Here is an 18,013-nt window from a genome sequence, read left to right as displayed (position 1 = left end):
AGGGCATTTAGCAGAACCATTCCGGCTCTGTCCCTGCGGGATGAACGCAGCTCGCGCTTCGTCACCGATAATCGCCGGAGGCGATTATCCTGCGGGTGCGACGATCTGACTATTTTTGAACAACCTGGCTTTCATGCCTGTTAAAGGAGTACCATACCAACATGCGCGAAACATTCCTCCCCTTCTCCACCCCTACCATCGACGATGACGAGATCAACGAGGTCGTTGACTCTCTCAAATCCGGCTGGATCACCACCGGCCCCAAAGTCAAACGCTTCGAGGACGCCTTCAAGGCCTACGTGGGGGCCCCCTACGCCATTCCCTTGAGTTCGGCCACTGCCGGCCTTCATCTGACCCTGCTGGCCCTCGGTATCAAGGAGGGCGACGAGATCATCACCACCCCCATGACCTTTGCCTCCACGGTCAGCATGATCATCCTCTGTGGCGCCACGCCGGTCTTGGCAGACATCGAGCCCGGCACCCTCAATATCGATGTGAACGAGGTCCGAAAAAAGATTACTCCCCGTACCAGGGCCGTCATCCCGGTGCACTTTGCGGGCCAGTCCTGCGACATGGACCCGATCTTCGCCCTGGCCCGTGAGCACAGCCTGACCGTCATAGAGGACGCGGCCCACGCCGCGGGCACCGAATACAAAGGCAAACGCATCGGCTCCCTGGAATCTATCTCCATCTTTTCCTTCCACCCCAACAAGAACATCACCACCGGCGAGGGGGGCATGGTCTGCACGGCCGACGAAGCGCTGGCCGAGGAGATATCCCTGCTCAAGTTCCACGGCATGAGCCGCGAGGCCTGGAAACGCTTTGCCGCCAGCGGGACCCCCAACTACGACATCCTCCTGCCCGGCTTCAAATACAATATGATGGATATCCAGGCCGCCATCGGCATCCATCAACTCCCCAAGCTGGACCGGTTCATCGATAAGCGGACCGAGATCGCCGAGTTCTACAACCGCGAGTTTGCCGACATTGCCGAACTGGCGTTGCCGGCCTACGCCCCCTATGAGCAGCGCCATGCTTGGCATCTCTACACGCCGCTGGTCAGAATCGAAAAGTTGGATATCGACCGCGACCAGTTTATGAATGAATTGAAAAAATTCAATATCGGCAGCGGATTGCACTACAAGGCCATCCACCACCACCCCTACTACCGCGATCACCTGGGGATCGCCGACAGTGACCTGCCGGTGGCCACCTATGCCTCGGAGCGGATACTCTCCCTGCCGCTCTTCCCCAGAATGACGGATGACGATGCCGTCGATGTGGTCGCGGCGGTCAAAGCGGTCATAGCGGCCCACCGACACGGCCGGTGACTCGGAAGAGGTTAACGGAATGCGCCGTGGCCGGAAGAGCCGGAGCCCGCACGCCGCCCATGCCGTGGCACGCCATTCACTCCGCCGGCCCTCCGTCGTGTTGCCGGTACCCTTTTAACGGCAAAGGCTGAGGTCTTCCGGACTAACAGAGGCATGAAGGCGTCACGGATTCAGGATAATAAAAAACGGGGCGGCATTTTTGTGCCGCCCCGCTTCTGTTGCACCTTCGCATGGGCTGTTATCGTCATTTAATGGCGATATTCTTCACCATCCGTTTGTCTTCCACCTTCGGGATGCTGATCTCGAGAACGCCATCGTTGAACTTGGCCGTCACATGTTCGGCGTCCAACCCTTCCGGCAACCGCAGAGTCCTGCTGAATTTACCGTAGCCGCGTTCGAGTTTCAGATAATCCCTCGTGTCGATCTTTTCCTCCGTCTTTTTCTCGCCGCTGATCTCAAGCGTGTTGTCGACCAGTTTCACGGTGATATCGTCCTTGGTCAGGCCGGGCAAATCAGCCTTGACGACGATGTTGCCGCCGACCTCGAAGACGTCCACCGATGGCGACATGCCCCCTCGCCCCATGTCGTGCAGGAAACCTCTGAACGGTGTCATGCCCGTTTCAAAGAACGGGCGACGGAACATTTCGTTCATCATACGTTCCATGTCATCGATCAGATTGGGAAGTCGTGTGGTTTCGAACCAACTCCCCCTGGTTTCGGGCACATGCTCCGCCGTTACCGGCACCGTGCCCTTTTCGCCGGTGTCTCGTACAGACCTGAGATGTGTCGTGCCTCTCATGACCATGCACCTCCTTCTCCACCGATATGTTTCTTACGTAAATAAGTATACCACTTTGAAATTGCCAGTCAATATCATTACATCTGTCCTCACGCAACCCATCGGGACAGGGTGAACCCTTTTATTGTCTTGAAGGATGAGGACTTTTTGCGTAAACTTACAAGATGCTGAAAGTGCTGGGCCAGCGATCATGGCCGCAGGAGAGACCTTTATGAGTATTGCTGAAAAGATCAGACAGATCGCCGGGGAGGCCCGACAGGCTTCTCTGGCTATGGCGCGTCTTTCCACCGCCGCCAAGAACGATATGCTGCTGAAGATGGCCGACGCCCTGGAAGCGGAAGCACCGGGGATTATCGCCGAAAATGCCAAGGACCTGGAGACGGGGCGCCGGAACGGACTCTCCAGCGCAATGCTCGATCGGCTGATGCTGGACGGGAAGCGTATCGCCGCCATGAGTGCTGCCCTGCGCGAGGTGGCGGCCCTACCCGACCCGGTGGGAGAGATCACCGGGATGCGCAAGCGTCCCAACGACCTGATGGTAGGCAAGATGCGCATTCCGCTTGGGGTGATCGGTATCATCTACGAGGCACGCCCCAACGTGACCGCCGATGCGGCGGCCCTGTGTCTCAAGGCCGGCAACGCCGTAATCCTCCGGGGAGGGTCGGAGGCGATTCATTCCAACGTGGCCATCGCCTCAATCCTTAACCGGGTCATGGCCGAGATGGGTATCCCCCCGGCGGCCCTGGCGGTACTCCCCTTCACCGAACGGGAAGGAGTGCTGGAGATGCTCAAGCAGGAAGAATCCATCGACCTGATCATCCCCCGGGGTGGCGAGAGTCTGATCCGCTTTGTCTCCGAAAACTCACGTATCCCGGTTATCAAACATTACAAGGGGGTCTGCCACGTCTTTGTCGATGTCACGGCCGACTTCGACAAGGCCGAGAAGATCGTTGTCAACGCGAAGGTCCAGCGACCCGGCGTCTGCAATGCCCTGGAGACGCTTCTGATCCACAGGGATGTGGCGGCCGCCTTCATCCCGCGTATCGCCGCCACGCTGGAAGGGCTCGGAGTGGAGTTGCGCGGCGACGAGGAATTCCTGCGGTATGCGCCGTCCGCCACGCTGGCCACCGAGGAGGATTGGCACGCCGAATACCTGGAACTGATCCTGGCCTGCCGGGTAGTGACCGACATGGATGCGGCCATCGACCACATCAACCGTTACGGATCACTGCACACCGAAGCCATCGTCACCAGCGACTACAGCCGAGCCCAGCGCTTCATCCGCGAGGTCAACTCCTCCTGCGTGCTGGTCAACGCCTCCACCCGCTTCGCCGATGGCGGACAGCTCGGATTGGGAGCCGAGATCGGCATCTCCACCACCAAACTCCATTCCTTCGGCCCCATGGGATTGGAGGACTTGACCACCACCAAGTTTATCGTCTACGGCGATGGACAGGTCCGGGGCTAGGAGGTTGTTGAAAAACAGCCATCTCGCCGCCCTTCTCGAAAGCCCTTTCGTGCGGCGTAGCGCTGCAAACCCTCACCCAATCCCTCTGGGGGAGAGATAGAGAGAGGACCTGCCTCCTCAGGGCCTTCAGCGGGTGCGACGATCTGACTATTTTTGAACAACCTCCGTTCAACACCCTCCTAGATACCGAACCACCTCCTGACCACGAAGACTCCCTGCCGCTTCCCCTTGGCGGGCCAGGCATCCAGTGGCCGGCGGGTTCGCATGATTTCTCTCAACCTCTGCAGCAGAGGTGTGGTCACCACCCCGCCATGGGTGAGGCTGCCACACTCCAGCCGGCTTTCGATGACCGTATTCCGGTCCAAAACGATGATCACGTGGCCGTTCCAGACAAGCAGGTCAAGCGGTTGCAGCCTTGCCGCGATTTCCTGTGCGTTTTTCCCCTCCACAGCTACCCCGGTGCCATAGGAAACCAAGTGTGAGGTGTTGCGGGGCGTCCACCCTCCGGTAGCTTGATAGAGTAGCCCTGAACAGTCCAGCCCTGCCAGGGTGATGCGCCGCTTGGCCCGCTCGTCGAGCGCGGCCCCGGCAGGATAGAATGTTCCGATCAAGGCGCTTGCCCCATTCCGGACGTTGCCCCCCCATACGTAAGGGCTTCCGACGCTCTCCTGCAATGCCGCAATGATCCGTTCACGGGCGGGCAGGGTCCGGATACGCGCCGGAGGCTGCTCGTCGCGAAGCTCGATAAAACGGCCGTCCACGTAAAGCGGGATGTTGTCAGGGCTGGGATAGTCATCGGTCTCTACCCGGTAGACGGTTGTGCCGGAGAGAGGAATCTTTTCCCGCAACCTGAAGACGGTCCCCGGCAGGGCGATAAACTCCAGTTGCCGCACCTGGCCGCATTGGTCCGTCTTCAGGGATCTGCCGTCCGCCCTTCCAAAGATGTCGCCGAATGCCGGGGTGTTCAGCACCGGCGCGGCATTACGGACAACACCGTAGAAGGCGGCTCCGCAGAGCTGGGTCCAACCGAGAAGGAACACCAAAAGAAAGGGAAGTGAACGGGTCATACCCTGCCTCCCCTGCTGTTCAGGGCCTGCCTGACCAGATCCTTCTGGGCTCCGGTCAGACGCGGTACGGAAAGCAGTTCCCGCAGGGTAGCGGGCGGGAGCCCCGGCAGGAGCAGCGTAAACCAGACAGCCGGCGTCCGAGGGTTCTTGAGGATCGCCAGGCGGATGTTGGGCTTGCTTTTCCAGCGGCCGTTGCGGGCGATCATGGATATGGTCTCGGCGTTTGACGCTGCGGAACTGATAAACTGGTGAACCGCCCCTTCCCTCAGATGGGGGTTGTCCAGGCAGGCCTCCACCACCGGCGGCAGTCCTTCGCGCAGGAGTGCCTCCGCAATCGCCGCGGTACCCCGCCGGGCCAGGGTGAGCTTGTTGCCCAAGGGTTGGCCGGGAAGGCGTTGGACCACAACACGCTCGGCACAAAGCCGCTGGTCGGGCGGCACGCCGGGGATGGAACAGAGCTTGATGAGGTCGAAGATGTAGAGTTGCGGCAACAGACTGCTGGCGATGTGCGAGGGGGTGTCGGGGTGGCCGGCCAGGGCGAATTTGAGCGGATAGCTTTCGCTGAAACGTCTGCCGTTTTGCAGGGTGGTGAAGACCTCCTCGGGCAGACCGCGGCGTTTGAGCAGGGCCAGCAGATGGTTCTCATCGAGTGCACGGTTGCGTAGGGCGGCCAACAAGATCTCGCCGTCGGCTTCCTGCATGACCTGAAATAGCTCATCCTTGTCGGCAGTGAGAACCCGCTGGAGGCCATGTGACAGTTTTTGATCGATCTCCGCAATTTTTGCAGTCTGGTTCATGGGGGTGGCAATCTCCTGCGAGACGTTCGAGAGCGGCTTTTCCGGCCGGTTCCGACCTGTTCCGGCAACTTTTACAGGATAATGATACTGCAAACAGTCTGCCAGAGGAATATTTCATCCGCAAACTCACACAGGCGGTTCATACATGCGGTTGCGCCCGAAGCGGCTTCGTGATACAGATGGGACCAGAGGGGAATGTTCCGGCGTCGAAGCGATCAAGGCATCCGGCTTGCACGTGGCACATACGCCGGGGTGATCGGCCCGGCAAGGAAGGCGGGAGTGAGGGTGCCCTTTGGTGTCGGTATGCTTCCTGTGTTGCCAGAGGTAAGCAACGAGGAACTCGAGGAGATCGGTGCGATCCTGAAAAGATGGCGCGGATTCAGCTTGGCCGTCTATAAGGATTCCTGCATGAAGCGACGGGTAGCCATCAGGATCCGTTCGACCTGCTGCAGCAATGCCGCAGCCTATTGCGACCTGCTGAACCGTAACGGCCAGGAACTGGATCTGCTCCAGAAATCGCTTACCATCCATGTCAGCCAGTTTTTTCGCAACCACTCCGTGTTTGAAAAACTGCGCCGGGAGGTCCTACCGGAGCTTTTCTCCTCCCGAACGGATGGCCGGGACTACCCGCTGCAATTCTGGTGTCTCGGCTGCGCCGGTGGAGAAGAGCCGTATAGCCTGGCAATCATGTTGCGGGAGTTTTTTGGCAGGGAGACCCGCCAGGCACGTTTCGCCTTGCTGGCTACGGACATTGACGAAAAGACCCTCAGGGTAGCCCGGACCGCCGAATATGACGAAGGCCGGCTCAAGGAGATGCCGATTGACCTGCAGGAACGTTATTTTCGCCGGAGCGGCCGATTGTTCCGCCTGATCCCCGAGATCCGGGACATGGTGGCCTTTCGGAGGGGAGACATGTGCAATCCGGAAGAGTACGCACCCAGCGACATGGTGTTGTGTCGTAACGCCTTGATCTATTTTACACGGACGGAACAGGAGAAGGTTCTTAACAGGATAGCGGACATTCTTGCGCCGGATGGTATACTGGTGCTGGGCAAGTCCGAGGTGCTGGTCGGCAGCTCGCGCGGCCGCTTCACGCCGGTATGCCGCACCGAACGTATCTATCGGCGGACCGAACGTATCTATCGGCGGATATAATTGAATCGATCGTGGACGGAGGGGCGTAATGAGGATTCCCATAGGTTATAAATTTATCCTCGGATTTATTGTAGTCGTGGCGGCGGTGGCTTTCAGTCCCCGGCTGGTCGCCCTTATCGGGTATTCACCAGAGATATCCGGCATTCTGGGCTATGCCATGGCCCTGACCCTGGGGCTTATCCTGGGATGGCTCTTTTCCAAAGGGTTTACTGCCAATATCAGCCGGTTGACCGACTCGGCCGAATCCATCAGCAGGGGCGACCTGACCCGGACGGTGGACATGCCTCCCTCCCGGATACCTGACGAGACCCATGAACTGGCCGACCTGATCAACCTGATGCTCCAGAGCCTGCGTGACTTGGTGGGGCACATCAAAAAGACCTCGGGCAAGCTCACCAATTCCGCCCGAGAGATCAACTCCAACGCCCTTGAGATAAGCGCCTCCACCGAAGAGGTTGCCCAGGCCATCGAGCAGATCTCCCGCGGCGCCGAAACCCAGGCCGAAATGGTGGAAAAGACTTCCAAAACCATTCGCGAAATGGCCATCTCCGTCGAACTGGTCGCTGCGCGCGCCAAGGAAACCGCCAAGGCGGCCCGGGAGACAAGCCTCACCGCCCAGCACGGCGGCACCCTGGCTACCGACTCCCTGGAGCGGATGAAGGATTTTTTCGACTGCCAGGAGCAGATCGGCCGGCAGTTCGATGTTTTCAGCTCCAAGTTGCAAAAGGTCGGCAGGATCGCCGATTTCATCGCCGACGTAGCCCGCCAGACCAATCTTTTGGCCCTGAACGCCTCCATTGAAGCGGCCCGGGCGGGAGAATACGGCAAAGGCTTTGCCGTAGTGGCTGAGGAGGTACGAAAACTTGCCGATGGGTCGGCCCAGTCGGCGGCGGATATCAACGAGATGATCGAAACCCTGAGAGAGGAGAGCCGCCGGGTACATGAGATCATTCAGGAAAGTTCCCGTACCATCAAGGAAGGCAAAAAGAATATCGACGTAACCGCCACGGCCTTTCAGGAAATCCTCAAGACCGTCCTGGAGACCGAACGCAGGGCCAACAGCATCGCCGATCTTTCCCAGATGCAAATGGAGGGTTCGGGCAAGATGGTCAAAGCGGTGGACGAGATCGCCAAGGTGGCCGACGACAATGCCGCTTCCACCGAGCAGGTCTCGGCCGCCACTGAAGAGCAGTTGGCCGCCATGCAGGACATGGCGCTGGCCACCAACGATCTGGCCAAACTCGCGGAAGAACTTCTGGTGGTTGTGGAGCGCTTCAAGGTTGAACGCGGCGAACCGGATCAGGCATGACCCGGCACCAGCACGGATACCTCCTTTTCACGTTGCAGGGACGGCCTTACGCCGTCAATCTGCTGCAGGTAGCCGAGGTTGACGAACCGCCGTTCACCTGGCCCATCCCCGGCCGGGCCCCCTGTTATGTCGGCGCAATGAACTTCCATGACACCATTGTTGCGGTCATGGATCTGGCCGCTTTCCTGGGGCTGCCCAGTTACCATGACCTGGAAAAGGTACTTGTGGCCGACCCCCGCATAGCCTCCCTGGCCTTTCTGGTGGAACGGGTCATCAGGATTGCGCCGCCGGAACAAGCCGTCTTGGGCGCGGCGCCGGATGTCCCTTGTGCCGCCGCCCTGCTCCACCTTCCCGAGGGCGATTGCGTTCTGCTTGACGTGGCCGCCATTGCCCAGCGGGCGGCGGAAACCATAAATATATAATTTTAATCTGCTTGATGACAAAGGTATGAGTATGACAGACGATTCACGCAAAATCCCCCCCCAGAGCCTGGAAGCGGAGATGTCCATCCTGGGCGGGATTCTGATCGACAACGATGCCATCAACCGCGCGTTGGAGGTCCTAGGTCCCGATGACTTTTACCGTGAAAGCCATCGTAAGATATTCCGGGCCATGATACGCCTCTCCGACCTGCGCGAACCGTGCGATCTGATCACCATGACCGACGTCCTTAAAAAAGAGGGCGAATTGGAGGAGGTCGGAGGAGCGGCCTACTTGGCAACGTTGGTGGACTATGTCCCCACGGCGGCCAATGTGGGCTATTACTGCAAGATGGTGAAGGAAAAGTCCATTAATCGCAAGTTGATCTCAGTAGCGACCGAGATTGCCACCCGCGGCTACGATGAACAGGCGAATGTTAATGAACTGTTGGATATGGCGCAGAAGGATATCTACGAGATCTCCGAGAACAAGCTGCGGCCCCAGTACGTGCCGGTGCAGGAGATCATCAAGGATACCTTCAAGATCCTCCAAACGCTGCACGACCGCAAGGAGCACATCACCGGCGTCCCCACCGGCTACACGGACCTGGACCACATGACCGCCGGTTTCCAGCCTGGCGACCTGATCATCGTCGCCGCCCGCCCCTCCATGGGCAAGACCACCCTGGCGCTCAACATCGCCCAATACGCCAGCGCCGAGGGCAAGAAAAAGGTCCCCTCGGTGATCTTCTCCCTGGAGATGGGCAAGGAACAGCTCGTGATGCGCTTTTTTGCCTCCATCGCCCGGGTAGATTTCGGCAAGATGCGCACCGGCCATTTCCAGGATTCGGATTGGCCCCGGCTGCAACGGGCCGCAAGCACGCTGTACGATTCCAAAATTTTCATCGACGACACCCCGGCCATCAGCGTCCTGGAACTGCGTTCCAAGGCGCGGCGGCTGAAGAGCGAACACGACATCGGCCTGATCATCGTTGACTACCTACAACTCATGCGGGGTAGCGCCAATGTCGAGTCCCGTCAGCAGGAGATTTCGGACATCTCCCGCTCGCTCAAGGCACTGGCCAAGGAATTGAACGTGCCGGTGGTGGCCCTCTCCCAGCTCAACCGAAGCCTGGAGAGCCGCGGCGACAAGCGCCCCATGATGAGCGACCTGCGCGAATCGGGCGCCATCGAGCAGGACGCCGACGTCATCATGTTCGTCTACCGTGAGTCGGTCTACTGCGAGCACTGCCGCAAGCGGGACGGTTCCTGCACCCAGAACCACGAAAAGAACGCCGAGGTCATCATCGGAAAACAGCGTAACGGCGCCATCGGTACGGTCGAACTGGTATTCATCGGCGAGCATACCCGTTTTGAGAACAAAAGCGACCGGATCGATGCTTGACGCCGCTTCCCGGTATCCGCGTCGAGACTGCGTGTGAGTTGCACCCCTTGGAGGACAGTATGTCAGAGTTGGTGAAAAAGGGCTCCCTGGGCTATATCCTCTCGTCTTCGCAGATCATTACCGAGTCGGATATCATCAGCGCCCTTGAGGAGCAGAAACGTTCGCACTGCCGTTTCGGCGAGGCATTGGTCAATCTGGGGATAGTCACCCAGGAGGATATTGACTGGGCGATCTCCAACCAGTTGGACCTCCCCTACATCCGCCTGAAAAAAGAGATGATCGACCCGGCAGCCGTTGCCCTCGTGCCAGCCGATCTGGCCCGGGCCTACAACCTCATCCCACTGATCTGTGCCGGTGGCGAGTTGAACGTGGCCATAGCCGATCCGCTCAACCGGGCGGCAGTTGAAGCGGTCGAGGCTCGTACCGGCCTTCGGGTCAACCTGTCCGTGGCGCTGATCCGGGAGATCCGCCGGATGGTTGACGAATGGTACGGTCCGGCCGGTCACGAGAGCCTGGGCTTCCGGTCAACCACCTTTTCCGACAAGGCTCTCGAGGCCATCAACAATGACATCGGCGGCGGCACGCTCCTTAACTACCTGATGGCCTTCATCATCCAGAACCGCCTCTCGTCCCTCTCCCTGCAGCCCCTCGGGGACGAGGTGGCCGTCACCGGCAAGCGGGGGGGAACCACCCGTCCCATCGGCACCCTGGCGCCCAACTACTATCCGGACGTTGCCCTCCGGCTGCGCAAGACCGCCAACATCGGCTCCCTGGCCGAACCAAGCGCCACCGGCCTGATTTCATTCACCTACCAATCCCGCCCGGTCGTCTTTCAGGCTGCCGTCATGCAGGGAAGGGGGGGAGATTACATCACCCTGCGGACCCATGTCAGCGCCAACGTTCCTCCGCGGGTAGCCGAACTGCACCTGCCGGTAGCGCAGGAGGCCGCCTTCAACCGCTTGGCCAGATCGCAGCAGGGCATAACCTTTTTCGCCTCGCGAAACAATCAGGAACGGTGCCGTTTCATCGACCTCATGCTTGAGGAGACCGATACCACCGGGAAGAACGTCATCATCCTGGGCGATGGGCCGGGCAGGATGAACAAACGGTTTCCGCGCATCCCCCTGCCCCATTCCGAGGCGGAACGCGCCCGGCTGATCATGGACGCCCTGGACCATGACCCGGATGTCCTGATAATCGAGGACGCCACCGAGGGGATGCCTTTCACCACCGCCTGTCGCGCCGCCATGCGCGGCAAACTGGTCCTGGCCGGCCTGGAGATTCGCGGAACCCGAAATGTCCTGCGGCACCTCCTGCTCTACCAGCAGAAAAACTACTTCCTGCCGGGGTTCGTCAACGGTCTGGTCTCCTTCAAGGGGATCCATCTCCTCTGTCCCTCGTGCCGAACCACCTACCTCCCGCCGCGAGAGGAGTTGACCGCCATGCGCCTGGGCCAGCCCCCGGCCACTTTCCACCGGGCCGCCGGCTGCGATGAGTGCGGCCAAAGCGGTTTCAGCATGCGGCGTTTCTTGCTGGACGCGCTGGTCTTCGACGACGAATTCCTGCGGGTCTTTGAACAGTCGTCTGATGTGGCTGCCCTGGACAACTACCTGCGCATGCTGGATTACCACGGCAGCGAGCAGGAGGGGCTGCGGCTTTTGATGGAGGGGCAGGTATCGCCGGAGGAGTATATCGCCTCGGTGGTGCTGTAAGAGGTTGCTGAAAAACTGCCATCTTAGCGCCTATCGGCGTCCCGCTAAACGGGATGACTACGCTATCGCTCCGTCACCGATAATTATGCTCACGCATAATTATACGCCGCCATTCTCGAAAACCCTTTGTGCGGCGTAGCGCTGCTACGCCTCCTCAAGGTTTTCTGCGGGTGCGACGATCTGACTATTTTTGAACAACCTTGGTTTTCAACAGCTTGGTAATACCGATTCCAAATCAAGGCGCTGTCTCCGTGGGAACAGTGGAGGGATCCTAATATGGCAAAAATCGATGCGCTTTTCAGGATGATGAGGGAACAGGGGGCGTCGGACCTGCACCTTTCCACCGGAAATCCGCCTATTTTCCGTCTGCACGGCGAGATGGTGCGGCTTAATTTCAAAAGCCTGACGGATGAAGAGCTCAGGGATGTCTTGTTCGAGATTCTGGACGAAAAACAGCGCGCCCATTTCGAGGCCACCAAGGATCTGGATTTTGCCTACGCCGTGCCCGACCTGGCCCGGTTCCGCGGCAACATCTTCATGCAACACCGCGGCATCGCCGGTGTATTCCGCATCATCCCCAGTAAGATCCTCTCGGCTGACGACCTTCATCTGCCGGACGGCGTCCGGCGCATGACCAACTTCAAAAAGGGACTGGTGCTGGTGACCGGCCCGACCGGCTCGGGAAAATCCACCACCCTGGCGGCCATGATCGACCTGATCAACTCCACCCGTAAAGAACATATCCTGACGCTTGAGGATCCCTTGGAGTTCATCCACGAGAACAAACTTTCGCTGTTGAACCAGCGCCAGATCGGAGAGCATACCGAAAGCTTTGCCTCGGCCCTGCGCGCGGCCCTGCGCGAAGACCCGGACATCATCCTGGTGGGCGAGATGCGTGATCTGACGACCATCTCTCTGGCCATGAGCGCCGCCGAGACCGGGCACTTGGTGTTCGGCACCCTCCACACCAACACCGCGGCCAAGACCATTGACCGCATCATCGACGTCTTTCCGACGGACCAGCAGGAGCAGGTGCGCGCCATGCTGTCCGAATCCCTCAAGGGGGTGGTCTGCCAACAGTTGCTCAAGACCGCTGACGGCAAAGGGCGCACTGCGGCCCTGGAGATCATGATCGGCACACCCGCCATCGCCAATCTGATCCGCGAGGGCAAGACCTTTCAGATACCTTCCATCATCCAAACCGCCAAGAAAGACGGCATGCAGCTCATGGACCAGCACCTGCTGGACCTGCTAAAAACCAAACAAATCAACCCGGAAGAAGCCTACCGCTGTTCCATCGACAAGAAACAGTTCGAACAGTACCTGCCCGCCCAACAAGGGGGGACGCCGGGCCATTGAGGAACATCGGCATCGAAGGCCCCGAATCGGGGTCTTTTATTTTGAAGACATCCGACCGTGGCATTATTCCGGTCTCACGATGTATGGGGAGCATGCGGAAACATGAATCACGCTAACGCTTTACAGAAGCTTTTGACAACATCCCCCGTTATTCTTGGCGAGGGGGCGGTCATCGAGCGTCTGCGGCGTGTGCCCGACATCCGCCTGGATGAGCAGGTTGTCAACTCGGCCCTGATTTACGACGATCACGGACAGGCCGTTCTGGCGGATATCTGTCGTCAGTATCTGGAAATCGGCCGCAGTTCCCATTTGCCACTTCTGCTCTCCACCCCAACCTGGCGGGCCGGGCGCGAACGCATCGCCGCTGCCGGGCTGGCCGGTCGCGACCTGAACGGCGACAACTTCCGTTTCCTGGATGCCCTGCGCCGGGAGCAGGGAGATTACAGTAAAAATGTGGTCATCAGCGGCCTGATGAGTTGCCGGGGTGATGCCTATAGGCCTGAAGAGGCACTGAGCGCCCTCGAGGCGCGCGCCTTCCACGCTTGGCAGGCCGAGGCGCTGGCCGCTGCGGGGGTTGATCTGCTGCTGGCCGCCACCCTACCGGCGCTGAGCGAGGCCATCGGCCTGGCCCAGGCCCTTGCAGCCACCGGCCTCCCCTATCTGGTCAGCTTCGTTGCCCGCCCGGAAGGGACCCTGTTGGACGGCACACCGCTCAAGGACGCTATCGCCACCATCGACAGCCAGGCCTCGCCTCAGCCTCTGGCCTACCTGGTCAACTGCACCCATGCCTCGGTCTTCCGCCAAGCCCTCTGCCACGAGTTCAACTCATCGGCCCATGTCAGGAAGCGGGTAATCGGCCTGTTGGCCAACACGGCAGCCTTGAGCCCGGAAGAGTTGGACAACAGCGCCGAGTTGGTGGAGGAGGCGCCAGAGGTCTTCGGCGCGGCTGTGGCGGCCCTGCACGAGGATTTGGGCATGAAGGTGCTGGGAGGCTGCTGCGGAACCGACGAGCGCCACATCAGCTCCCTGGCGCGCCACTTGGTTGCCGGCACGACGTTATTGCGGGGCGCCTATGAGTGAAACGACGACTCCGCTGCGTCCCGGCCGCTACCGGCACTACAAGGGAAACGAGTATGAGGTGATCGCCATCGCCCGCCACAGCGAGACCGAAGAGGAAATGGTGGTCTACCGCCAGTTGTACGGCAACCGCTCCCTGTGGGTCCGGCCGCTCGGCATGTTTCTGGAAGAGGTGCTGGTGGATGACCGGAAGGTGCCGAGGTTCGAGTGGGTAGAAGATCGTTAACATATTTAAATTTCTGAGACACAAGGAAACCAAACCATGAGGTACCCGTGGCACTGATCACCCTTCGCGACATTACCCTGGCCTTCGGCGGACCGCCGCTTTTCGACGGCATCAACCTTCAGATCGAACCGGGGGACCGGCTCTGCCTGCTGGGGCGCAACGGCACCGGCAAATCGACGCTTCTCAAGCTGATCGGCGGCGAACTTCCCCTGGAAGGCGGTGAGATTCAGCGCCAACAGGGGTTACGGGTGGCCCTGGTCTCCCAGGATGTGCCCCAGGAGACCAACGGCACCGTCTTTGACGTCGTGGCTTCGGGCATGGGCAATACGGCCGAGCTGTTGGCCCAATATCACCGGGTTGCTCACCGCCTCTCACTGGAGGGGAGCGAGGAACTCCTGGCCGAACTGGAGGCGTTGCAGCACAAGCTGGAGGAGAGCGGCGGCTGGAGCATGCACCAGGAGGTGGAGCGGGTGCTGAAGCGGCTGCAACTGGACGCCGAGGTTGCTTTCTCCTCCCTCTCCGGCGGTACCAAGCGCCGGGTATTGCTGGCAAAAGCACTGATCGCCGCACCGGACATCCTGCTTCTGGACGAGCCGACCAACCACCTGGACATCGACACCATCCTCTGGCTGGAAGACTTTCTGGTGCGCCAAGTCAAGACCCTGGTCTTTGTGACGCATGACCGGGCCTTTGCCCGGCGGTTGGCCAACCGGGTGGCGGAACTGGATCGGGGACGGCTCTATGCCTTCAACTGCGGCTACGACGAGTTCGTGGAGCGCCGCGAGGCCCTCTTGGAGGCCGAGGTCACCCGCCAGGCGCTGTTCGACAAGAAACTGGCCCAGGAGGAAGCCTGGATCAGGCAGGGGATCAAGGCACGCCGGACCAGGAACGAAGGACGGGTGCGGGCTCTGAAGAACCTGCGCGAGGAGTACCGCCAACGCCGGGAACGTCAGGGCACGGCAAAGATCCAGTTGCAGGAAGCGGAGCGCTCCGGACGGCTGGTGGCGGAGGTGGAGCATGCCACCTTTGCCTACGATGGGCGCCGGATCATCTCCGACCTGACCGCCACCATCATGCGCGGGGATCGGGTAGGGATCATCGGCCCCAACGGCTCTGGCAAGACCACCCTGCTGCGCCTGCTCCTGGGGGAGTTGACGCCGGACCAGGGAACGGTCAAGCTGGGTAGCCGTCTGGAGGTCGTTTATTTCGACCAGATGCGGGAGCAACTCGACCCTGACCGGAGCGTGCAGGATAACGTGGGCGAGGGGAACGACACCCTGGTGATCAACGGCAAAAGCCGCCACATCATCGGCTACCTCCAGGATTTCCTGTTCTCCCCCGAGCGGGCCCGCAGCCCGGTCTCGATCCTCTCCGGCGGTGAGCGCAACCGGTTGCTGTTGGCCAAGCTGTTCACCAAGCCTTCCAATGTGCTGGTGATGGACGAACCGACCAACGATCTGGACGCCGAGACCCTGGACCTGCTGGAGGACCTGCTGCTGGAGTATTCCGGGACCCTGCTTTTGGTGAGCCATGACCGGGAGTTTCTCAACAATGTGGTGGGCAGTACGCTGGTGCTCACAGGCGGTGGTACGGTCCGCGAATACGTGGGAGGCTACGACGACTGGCTGCGGCAGGCCGCCGCGGAGGCACCTGTTCCCGTGGCTGCATCCAAACCAACCCCGGAGAAGAGCAGACCGCAGAAGGAACGCCCCCGCAAACTATCCTTCAAGGAAGAACGGGAATTGGCGGCCTTGCCGGACCGCATCGCCTCCCTTGAAGAAGAACAGGGCAAATTACACACCACCCTGGCCGACCCCGACTTCTACAAGTCAGCCGGCACCGAGGTGGCCGCGATCAACGCCCGGCTGGAAGAACTGGAGTTGGAGCTGACGGCCGCCTATGCCCGCTGGGAGGAGTTGGAGACGCTCGGCTGAGGAATTCAAGAGGTCGTTGAAAAACAGCCATCTCGCCGCCGTCCTCGAACGCCCTTTCGTGCGACGTAGCGCTGCTACGCCTCCTCAGGGCATTCTGCGGGTGCGACGACCTGACTATTTTTGAACAACCTCAGTTTTTCGACAGTCTGTTAAACCTTAAAACGGCCGTTAGGCCACAAAGCCACGAAATCAATACGAGGAAACGATGAAAGTCACCGAAAAACAACTCAAGGCCCGCTGTACCGAATTGAATCTGGGGCCACTCAAAGATACCGCCTTTGGTTTAAAGATCGAACGCACCTCCAGGGGTTACACCTGTAGCCTGGTCTACCGGGACAGCACACCGCCAGAGATTTTGATCGCCGATGCCAGCGCAGCGGAGGCCGATGCCTGCATCTCCGGCGTAGCAACTACCTCCACGGTCTACAAGGCCATCCAGGGGACCATCAAACCGGAGTTCGTGCCCCAGGAGGTGTTCGTCAAGCAGCATGGGGAGCGCTGTCCCAAGTGCGGATCCCGTGACATCAACCCCGGCCACATCACCTTGGCGAAGGGAGAATTGGAACAGTGGCATACTTGCGGCCGGTGCGCTACTGCCTGGCATAACCTCTACCGGTTGGCGGGATATGAGCTGCCGGTGAGGATGGAGGAAGTGGCGGTATCCTGATGCCCCACGGTCGGTGAAGCTGGCATGTGGATGCTGGCATCACCGCCTCTGGTATCCCATTATGGTGAGCTGAAACATGAGTGACGCAGGACACTACACAAGCCGCTATTTTACCGGCATGAAGGTTGAGGTCGGCATCCCCCTGCCGAACACCAAGGTCTTCCGCGACTGGGCCAGAATTAATGAAATAGATGAAGACCTAGTCTCGCTGCAACTCTCCCGCGACATGCTGCCGGCCGGTGTCAACCTGCGCGTTGGGCAACTTCTCACCATACGAAGCGAGAGCGATGGGCAAGCACACTCCTGCAGCGCCTTTATCGTCAGCAAGGGATATGAACAGGACCTGTTGCTGCGTCTTACCGGTGAGATCGTCTACGACGAATTGCGGGAATTTTATCGGATAGATGCCTTTCTTCCCATAAAATTTTATGCGTTGCACGATCAGAATCCCGCCAATGTTAAGCAGCAATGGGAGGAGCGACGAAAGCAACGCCGGGAAGAGGAGCGCATCAGGGAGCTGAGACGGTTGGAAGCCAGGCGCGAAAGGCTCCGGGCCGAGGAACGTGCCAGGGAGCAAATGCTCATGGAAGGGGCCTCCTCCGTTGGGCAGAACGGGTCCTTCTCCAATGACGGCGGCCGGGAGGAACCGGAAGACAATCCCTATTATGAATCGTGGAGTTCCGTCACCTCGGTCGCCATTAACATCAGCGGCGGCGGCCTGAAGATCCTCACCAATCAGGGGTTCGAGACGGATGAACTTCTCCTGCTGGAGATTTTTGTGCCTTCCTTGTCGTATATCGTGGATATCGTTGCACGCGTCGTATTTTCCGATCACAACGATACCGCCGGTGATGACGGGAATTGCTTCAATACCGGCATGCAGTTCGTATTTATCGATGAGCGCGCCCGTTTCGCCATCAACAGCCACGTCAGCAACGTACAGATACGCCGGATACGGCAATTTAAAGGATTTGCCGATGTCGAACCCCTGAATATCGATCCTCTGGCCATACCTGACAAACATTATGCCTATGCCGGCAGCGTCGATGCCGACAACGAAACAGACAATTCTGCCCGGATCAGCAGGAAAAAAATTATTCAACAGGTCGCTCTCGGACTGTTTTTTATTGGCATTATCAGCATACTTTATTTCTATTTTTCTGCATATGCGGTCAAGCATCCCAAGAACCAGATCCAAGATATGTTCGAAACAGGCATCAGAAAAAATTCCGAGATACCTGAATACAACAGGAATGAAAATCCGGTTGTAGTGCCCCACTAAGTCAAA

16 protein-coding genes are annotated in these 18,013 nt (G+C 59.4%); 13 read left to right on the top strand and 3 right to left on the bottom strand.

Going from position 1 to position 18,013, the window contains the following annotated elements:
• The first annotated feature begins 161 nt into the window (after window positions 1-161).
• Window positions 162-1,331 carry a DegT/DnrJ/EryC1/StrS aminotransferase family protein gene (locus LDN12_RS01605; RefSeq protein WP_223920948.1) on the top strand — a complete coding sequence of 390 codons (1,170 nt, stop codon included), beginning with the start codon at window positions 162-164 and terminating at the stop codon, window positions 1,329-1,331.
• Between the two features lie 244 nt (window positions 1,332-1,575).
• On the opposite strand, the gene LDN12_RS01600 is transcribed toward LDN12_RS01605, so the two are convergent.
• Window positions 1,576-2,130 carry an Hsp20/alpha crystallin family protein gene (locus LDN12_RS01600; protein ID WP_223920947.1) on the bottom strand — a complete coding sequence of 185 codons (555 nt, stop codon included), beginning with the start codon at window positions 2,128-2,130 and terminating at the stop codon, window positions 1,576-1,578.
• Window positions 2,131-2,341: 211 nt separating this feature from the next.
• Between LDN12_RS01600 and LDN12_RS01595 the strand changes: the two genes are divergently transcribed.
• Window positions 2,342-3,598, top strand: a complete 1,257-nt coding sequence (locus tag LDN12_RS01595) for a glutamate-5-semialdehyde dehydrogenase (protein ID WP_223920946.1) — start codon at window positions 2,342-2,344, stop codon at window positions 3,596-3,598.
• A 179-nt stretch (window positions 3,599-3,777) separates the two neighbouring features.
• Here LDN12_RS01595 and LDN12_RS01590 read toward each other — a convergent pair whose 3' ends face one another.
• Both LDN12_RS01590 and LDN12_RS01585 read right to left on the bottom strand, forming a co-directional pair.
• A complete protein-coding gene (locus LDN12_RS01590) occupies window positions 3,778-4,665 on the bottom strand; it encodes an NlpC/P60 family protein (RefSeq protein WP_223920945.1) in 888 nt (295 codons plus the stop codon).
• Window positions 4,662-5,462, bottom strand: a complete 801-nt coding sequence (locus tag LDN12_RS01585; RefSeq protein WP_223920944.1) for a hypothetical protein — start codon at window positions 5,460-5,462, stop codon at window positions 4,662-4,664. Before LDN12_RS01585 ends, LDN12_RS01590 begins: the two co-directional genes overlap by 4 nt.
• Window positions 5,463-5,765: 303 nt before the next feature.
• Between LDN12_RS01585 and LDN12_RS01580 the strand changes: the two genes are divergently transcribed.
• The 11 genes from LDN12_RS01580 to LDN12_RS01530 all read left to right on the top strand — a co-directional run bounded on the left by LDN12_RS01580 (window position 5,766) and on the right by LDN12_RS01530 (window position 18,007).
• The gene (locus tag LDN12_RS01580; protein WP_223920943.1) at window positions 5,766-6,617 is read left to right on the top strand and encodes a protein-glutamate O-methyltransferase CheR; all 852 of its coding nucleotides are present in this window, start codon (window positions 5,766-5,768) and stop codon (window positions 6,615-6,617) included.
• A gap of 28 nt (window positions 6,618-6,645) precedes the next feature.
• Entirely contained in the window at window positions 6,646-7,926 is a 1,281-nt protein-coding gene (locus tag LDN12_RS01575; RefSeq protein ID WP_223920942.1) for a methyl-accepting chemotaxis protein, read from the top strand.
• Window positions 7,923-8,348, top strand: coding sequence for a chemotaxis protein CheW (locus LDN12_RS01570; RefSeq protein ID WP_223920941.1), 426 nt, complete (start codon window positions 7,923-7,925; stop codon window positions 8,346-8,348). Before LDN12_RS01575 ends, LDN12_RS01570 begins: the two co-directional genes overlap by 4 nt.
• A 31-nt stretch (window positions 8,349-8,379) precedes the next feature.
• On the top strand, window positions 8,380-9,750 hold the full coding sequence (gene dnaB, locus LDN12_RS01565; protein ID WP_223920940.1) for a replicative DNA helicase: 1,371 nt from the start codon (window positions 8,380-8,382) through the stop codon (window positions 9,748-9,750).
• Window positions 9,751-9,809: 59 nt separating this feature from the next.
• Complete coding sequence (locus LDN12_RS01560; RefSeq protein WP_223920939.1) at window positions 9,810-11,462, top strand: pilus assembly protein PilB; 1,653 nt, start codon at window positions 9,810-9,812, stop codon at window positions 11,460-11,462.
• Between the two features lie 276 nt (window positions 11,463-11,738).
• Window positions 11,739-12,821: a type IV pilus twitching motility protein PilT gene (locus LDN12_RS01555; protein WP_223920938.1), complete on the top strand. Its 1,083-nt coding sequence runs from the start codon at window positions 11,739-11,741 to the stop codon at window positions 12,819-12,821.
• 102 nt (window positions 12,822-12,923) lie between these two features.
• Window positions 12,924-13,901 carry a homocysteine S-methyltransferase family protein gene (locus LDN12_RS01550; RefSeq protein ID WP_223920937.1) on the top strand — a complete coding sequence of 326 codons (978 nt, stop codon included), beginning with the start codon at window positions 12,924-12,926 and terminating at the stop codon, window positions 13,899-13,901.
• Entirely contained in the window at window positions 13,894-14,124 is a 231-nt protein-coding gene (locus tag LDN12_RS01545) for a DUF1653 domain-containing protein (protein WP_223920936.1), read from the top strand. Before LDN12_RS01550 ends, LDN12_RS01545 begins: the two co-directional genes overlap by 8 nt.
• 47 nt (window positions 14,125-14,171) lie before the next feature.
• Entirely contained in the window at window positions 14,172-16,058 is a 1,887-nt protein-coding gene (locus tag LDN12_RS01540) for an ATP-binding cassette domain-containing protein (RefSeq protein WP_223920935.1), read from the top strand.
• 205 nt (window positions 16,059-16,263) lie between these two features.
• Window positions 16,264-16,725 carry a hypothetical protein gene (locus LDN12_RS01535; RefSeq protein ID WP_223920934.1) on the top strand — a complete coding sequence of 154 codons (462 nt, stop codon included), beginning with the start codon at window positions 16,264-16,266 and terminating at the stop codon, window positions 16,723-16,725.
• Between the two features lie 76 nt (window positions 16,726-16,801).
• Window positions 16,802-18,007: a PilZ-like domain-containing protein gene (locus LDN12_RS01530; RefSeq protein WP_223920933.1), complete on the top strand. Its 1,206-nt coding sequence runs from the start codon at window positions 16,802-16,804 to the stop codon at window positions 18,005-18,007.
• Window positions 18,008-18,013 lie beyond the last annotated feature (6 nt).

It is taken from the genome of Geobacter sp. AOG2, from assembly GCF_019972295.1.
GTDB lineage: Bacteria > Desulfobacterota > Desulfuromonadia > Geobacterales > Pseudopelobacteraceae > Oryzomonas.
The sequence above is the reverse complement of the archived record's forward strand: the minus strand, read 5'-3'. Positions and strand labels throughout refer to the sequence as shown.

Coding starts and splice junctions, on each gene's coding strand:
- LDN12_RS01605 (WP_223920948.1), top strand. CDS start 162: ATGCGCGAAACATTCCTCCCCTTCTCCACCCCTACCATCGACGATGAC.
- LDN12_RS01590 (WP_223920945.1), bottom strand. CDS start 4,665: ATGACCCGTTCACTTCCCTTTCTTTTGGTGTTCCTTCTCGGTTGGACC.
- LDN12_RS01600 (WP_223920947.1), bottom strand. CDS start 2,130: ATGAGAGGCACGACACATCTCAGGTCTGTACGAGACACCGGCGAAAAG.
- LDN12_RS01530 (WP_223920933.1), top strand. CDS start 16,802: ATGAGTGACGCAGGACACTACACAAGCCGCTATTTTACCGGCATGAAG.
- LDN12_RS01595 (WP_223920946.1), top strand. CDS start 2,342: ATGAGTATTGCTGAAAAGATCAGACAGATCGCCGGGGAGGCCCGACAG.
- LDN12_RS01580 (WP_223920943.1), top strand. CDS start 5,766: ATGCTTCCTGTGTTGCCAGAGGTAAGCAACGAGGAACTCGAGGAGATC.
- LDN12_RS01570 (WP_223920941.1), top strand. CDS start 7,923: ATGACCCGGCACCAGCACGGATACCTCCTTTTCACGTTGCAGGGACGG.
- LDN12_RS01545 (WP_223920936.1), top strand. CDS start 13,894: ATGAGTGAAACGACGACTCCGCTGCGTCCCGGCCGCTACCGGCACTAC.
- LDN12_RS01560 (WP_223920939.1), top strand. CDS start 9,810: ATGTCAGAGTTGGTGAAAAAGGGCTCCCTGGGCTATATCCTCTCGTCT.
- LDN12_RS01555 (WP_223920938.1), top strand. CDS start 11,739: ATGGCAAAAATCGATGCGCTTTTCAGGATGATGAGGGAACAGGGGGCG.
- LDN12_RS01550 (WP_223920937.1), top strand. CDS start 12,924: ATGAATCACGCTAACGCTTTACAGAAGCTTTTGACAACATCCCCCGTT.
- LDN12_RS01575 (WP_223920942.1), top strand. CDS start 6,646: ATGAGGATTCCCATAGGTTATAAATTTATCCTCGGATTTATTGTAGTC.
- LDN12_RS01585 (WP_223920944.1), bottom strand. CDS start 5,462: ATGAACCAGACTGCAAAAATTGCGGAGATCGATCAAAAACTGTCACAT.
- LDN12_RS01535 (WP_223920934.1), top strand. CDS start 16,264: ATGAAAGTCACCGAAAAACAACTCAAGGCCCGCTGTACCGAATTGAAT.
- dnaB (WP_223920940.1), top strand. CDS start 8,380: ATGACAGACGATTCACGCAAAATCCCCCCCCAGAGCCTGGAAGCGGAG.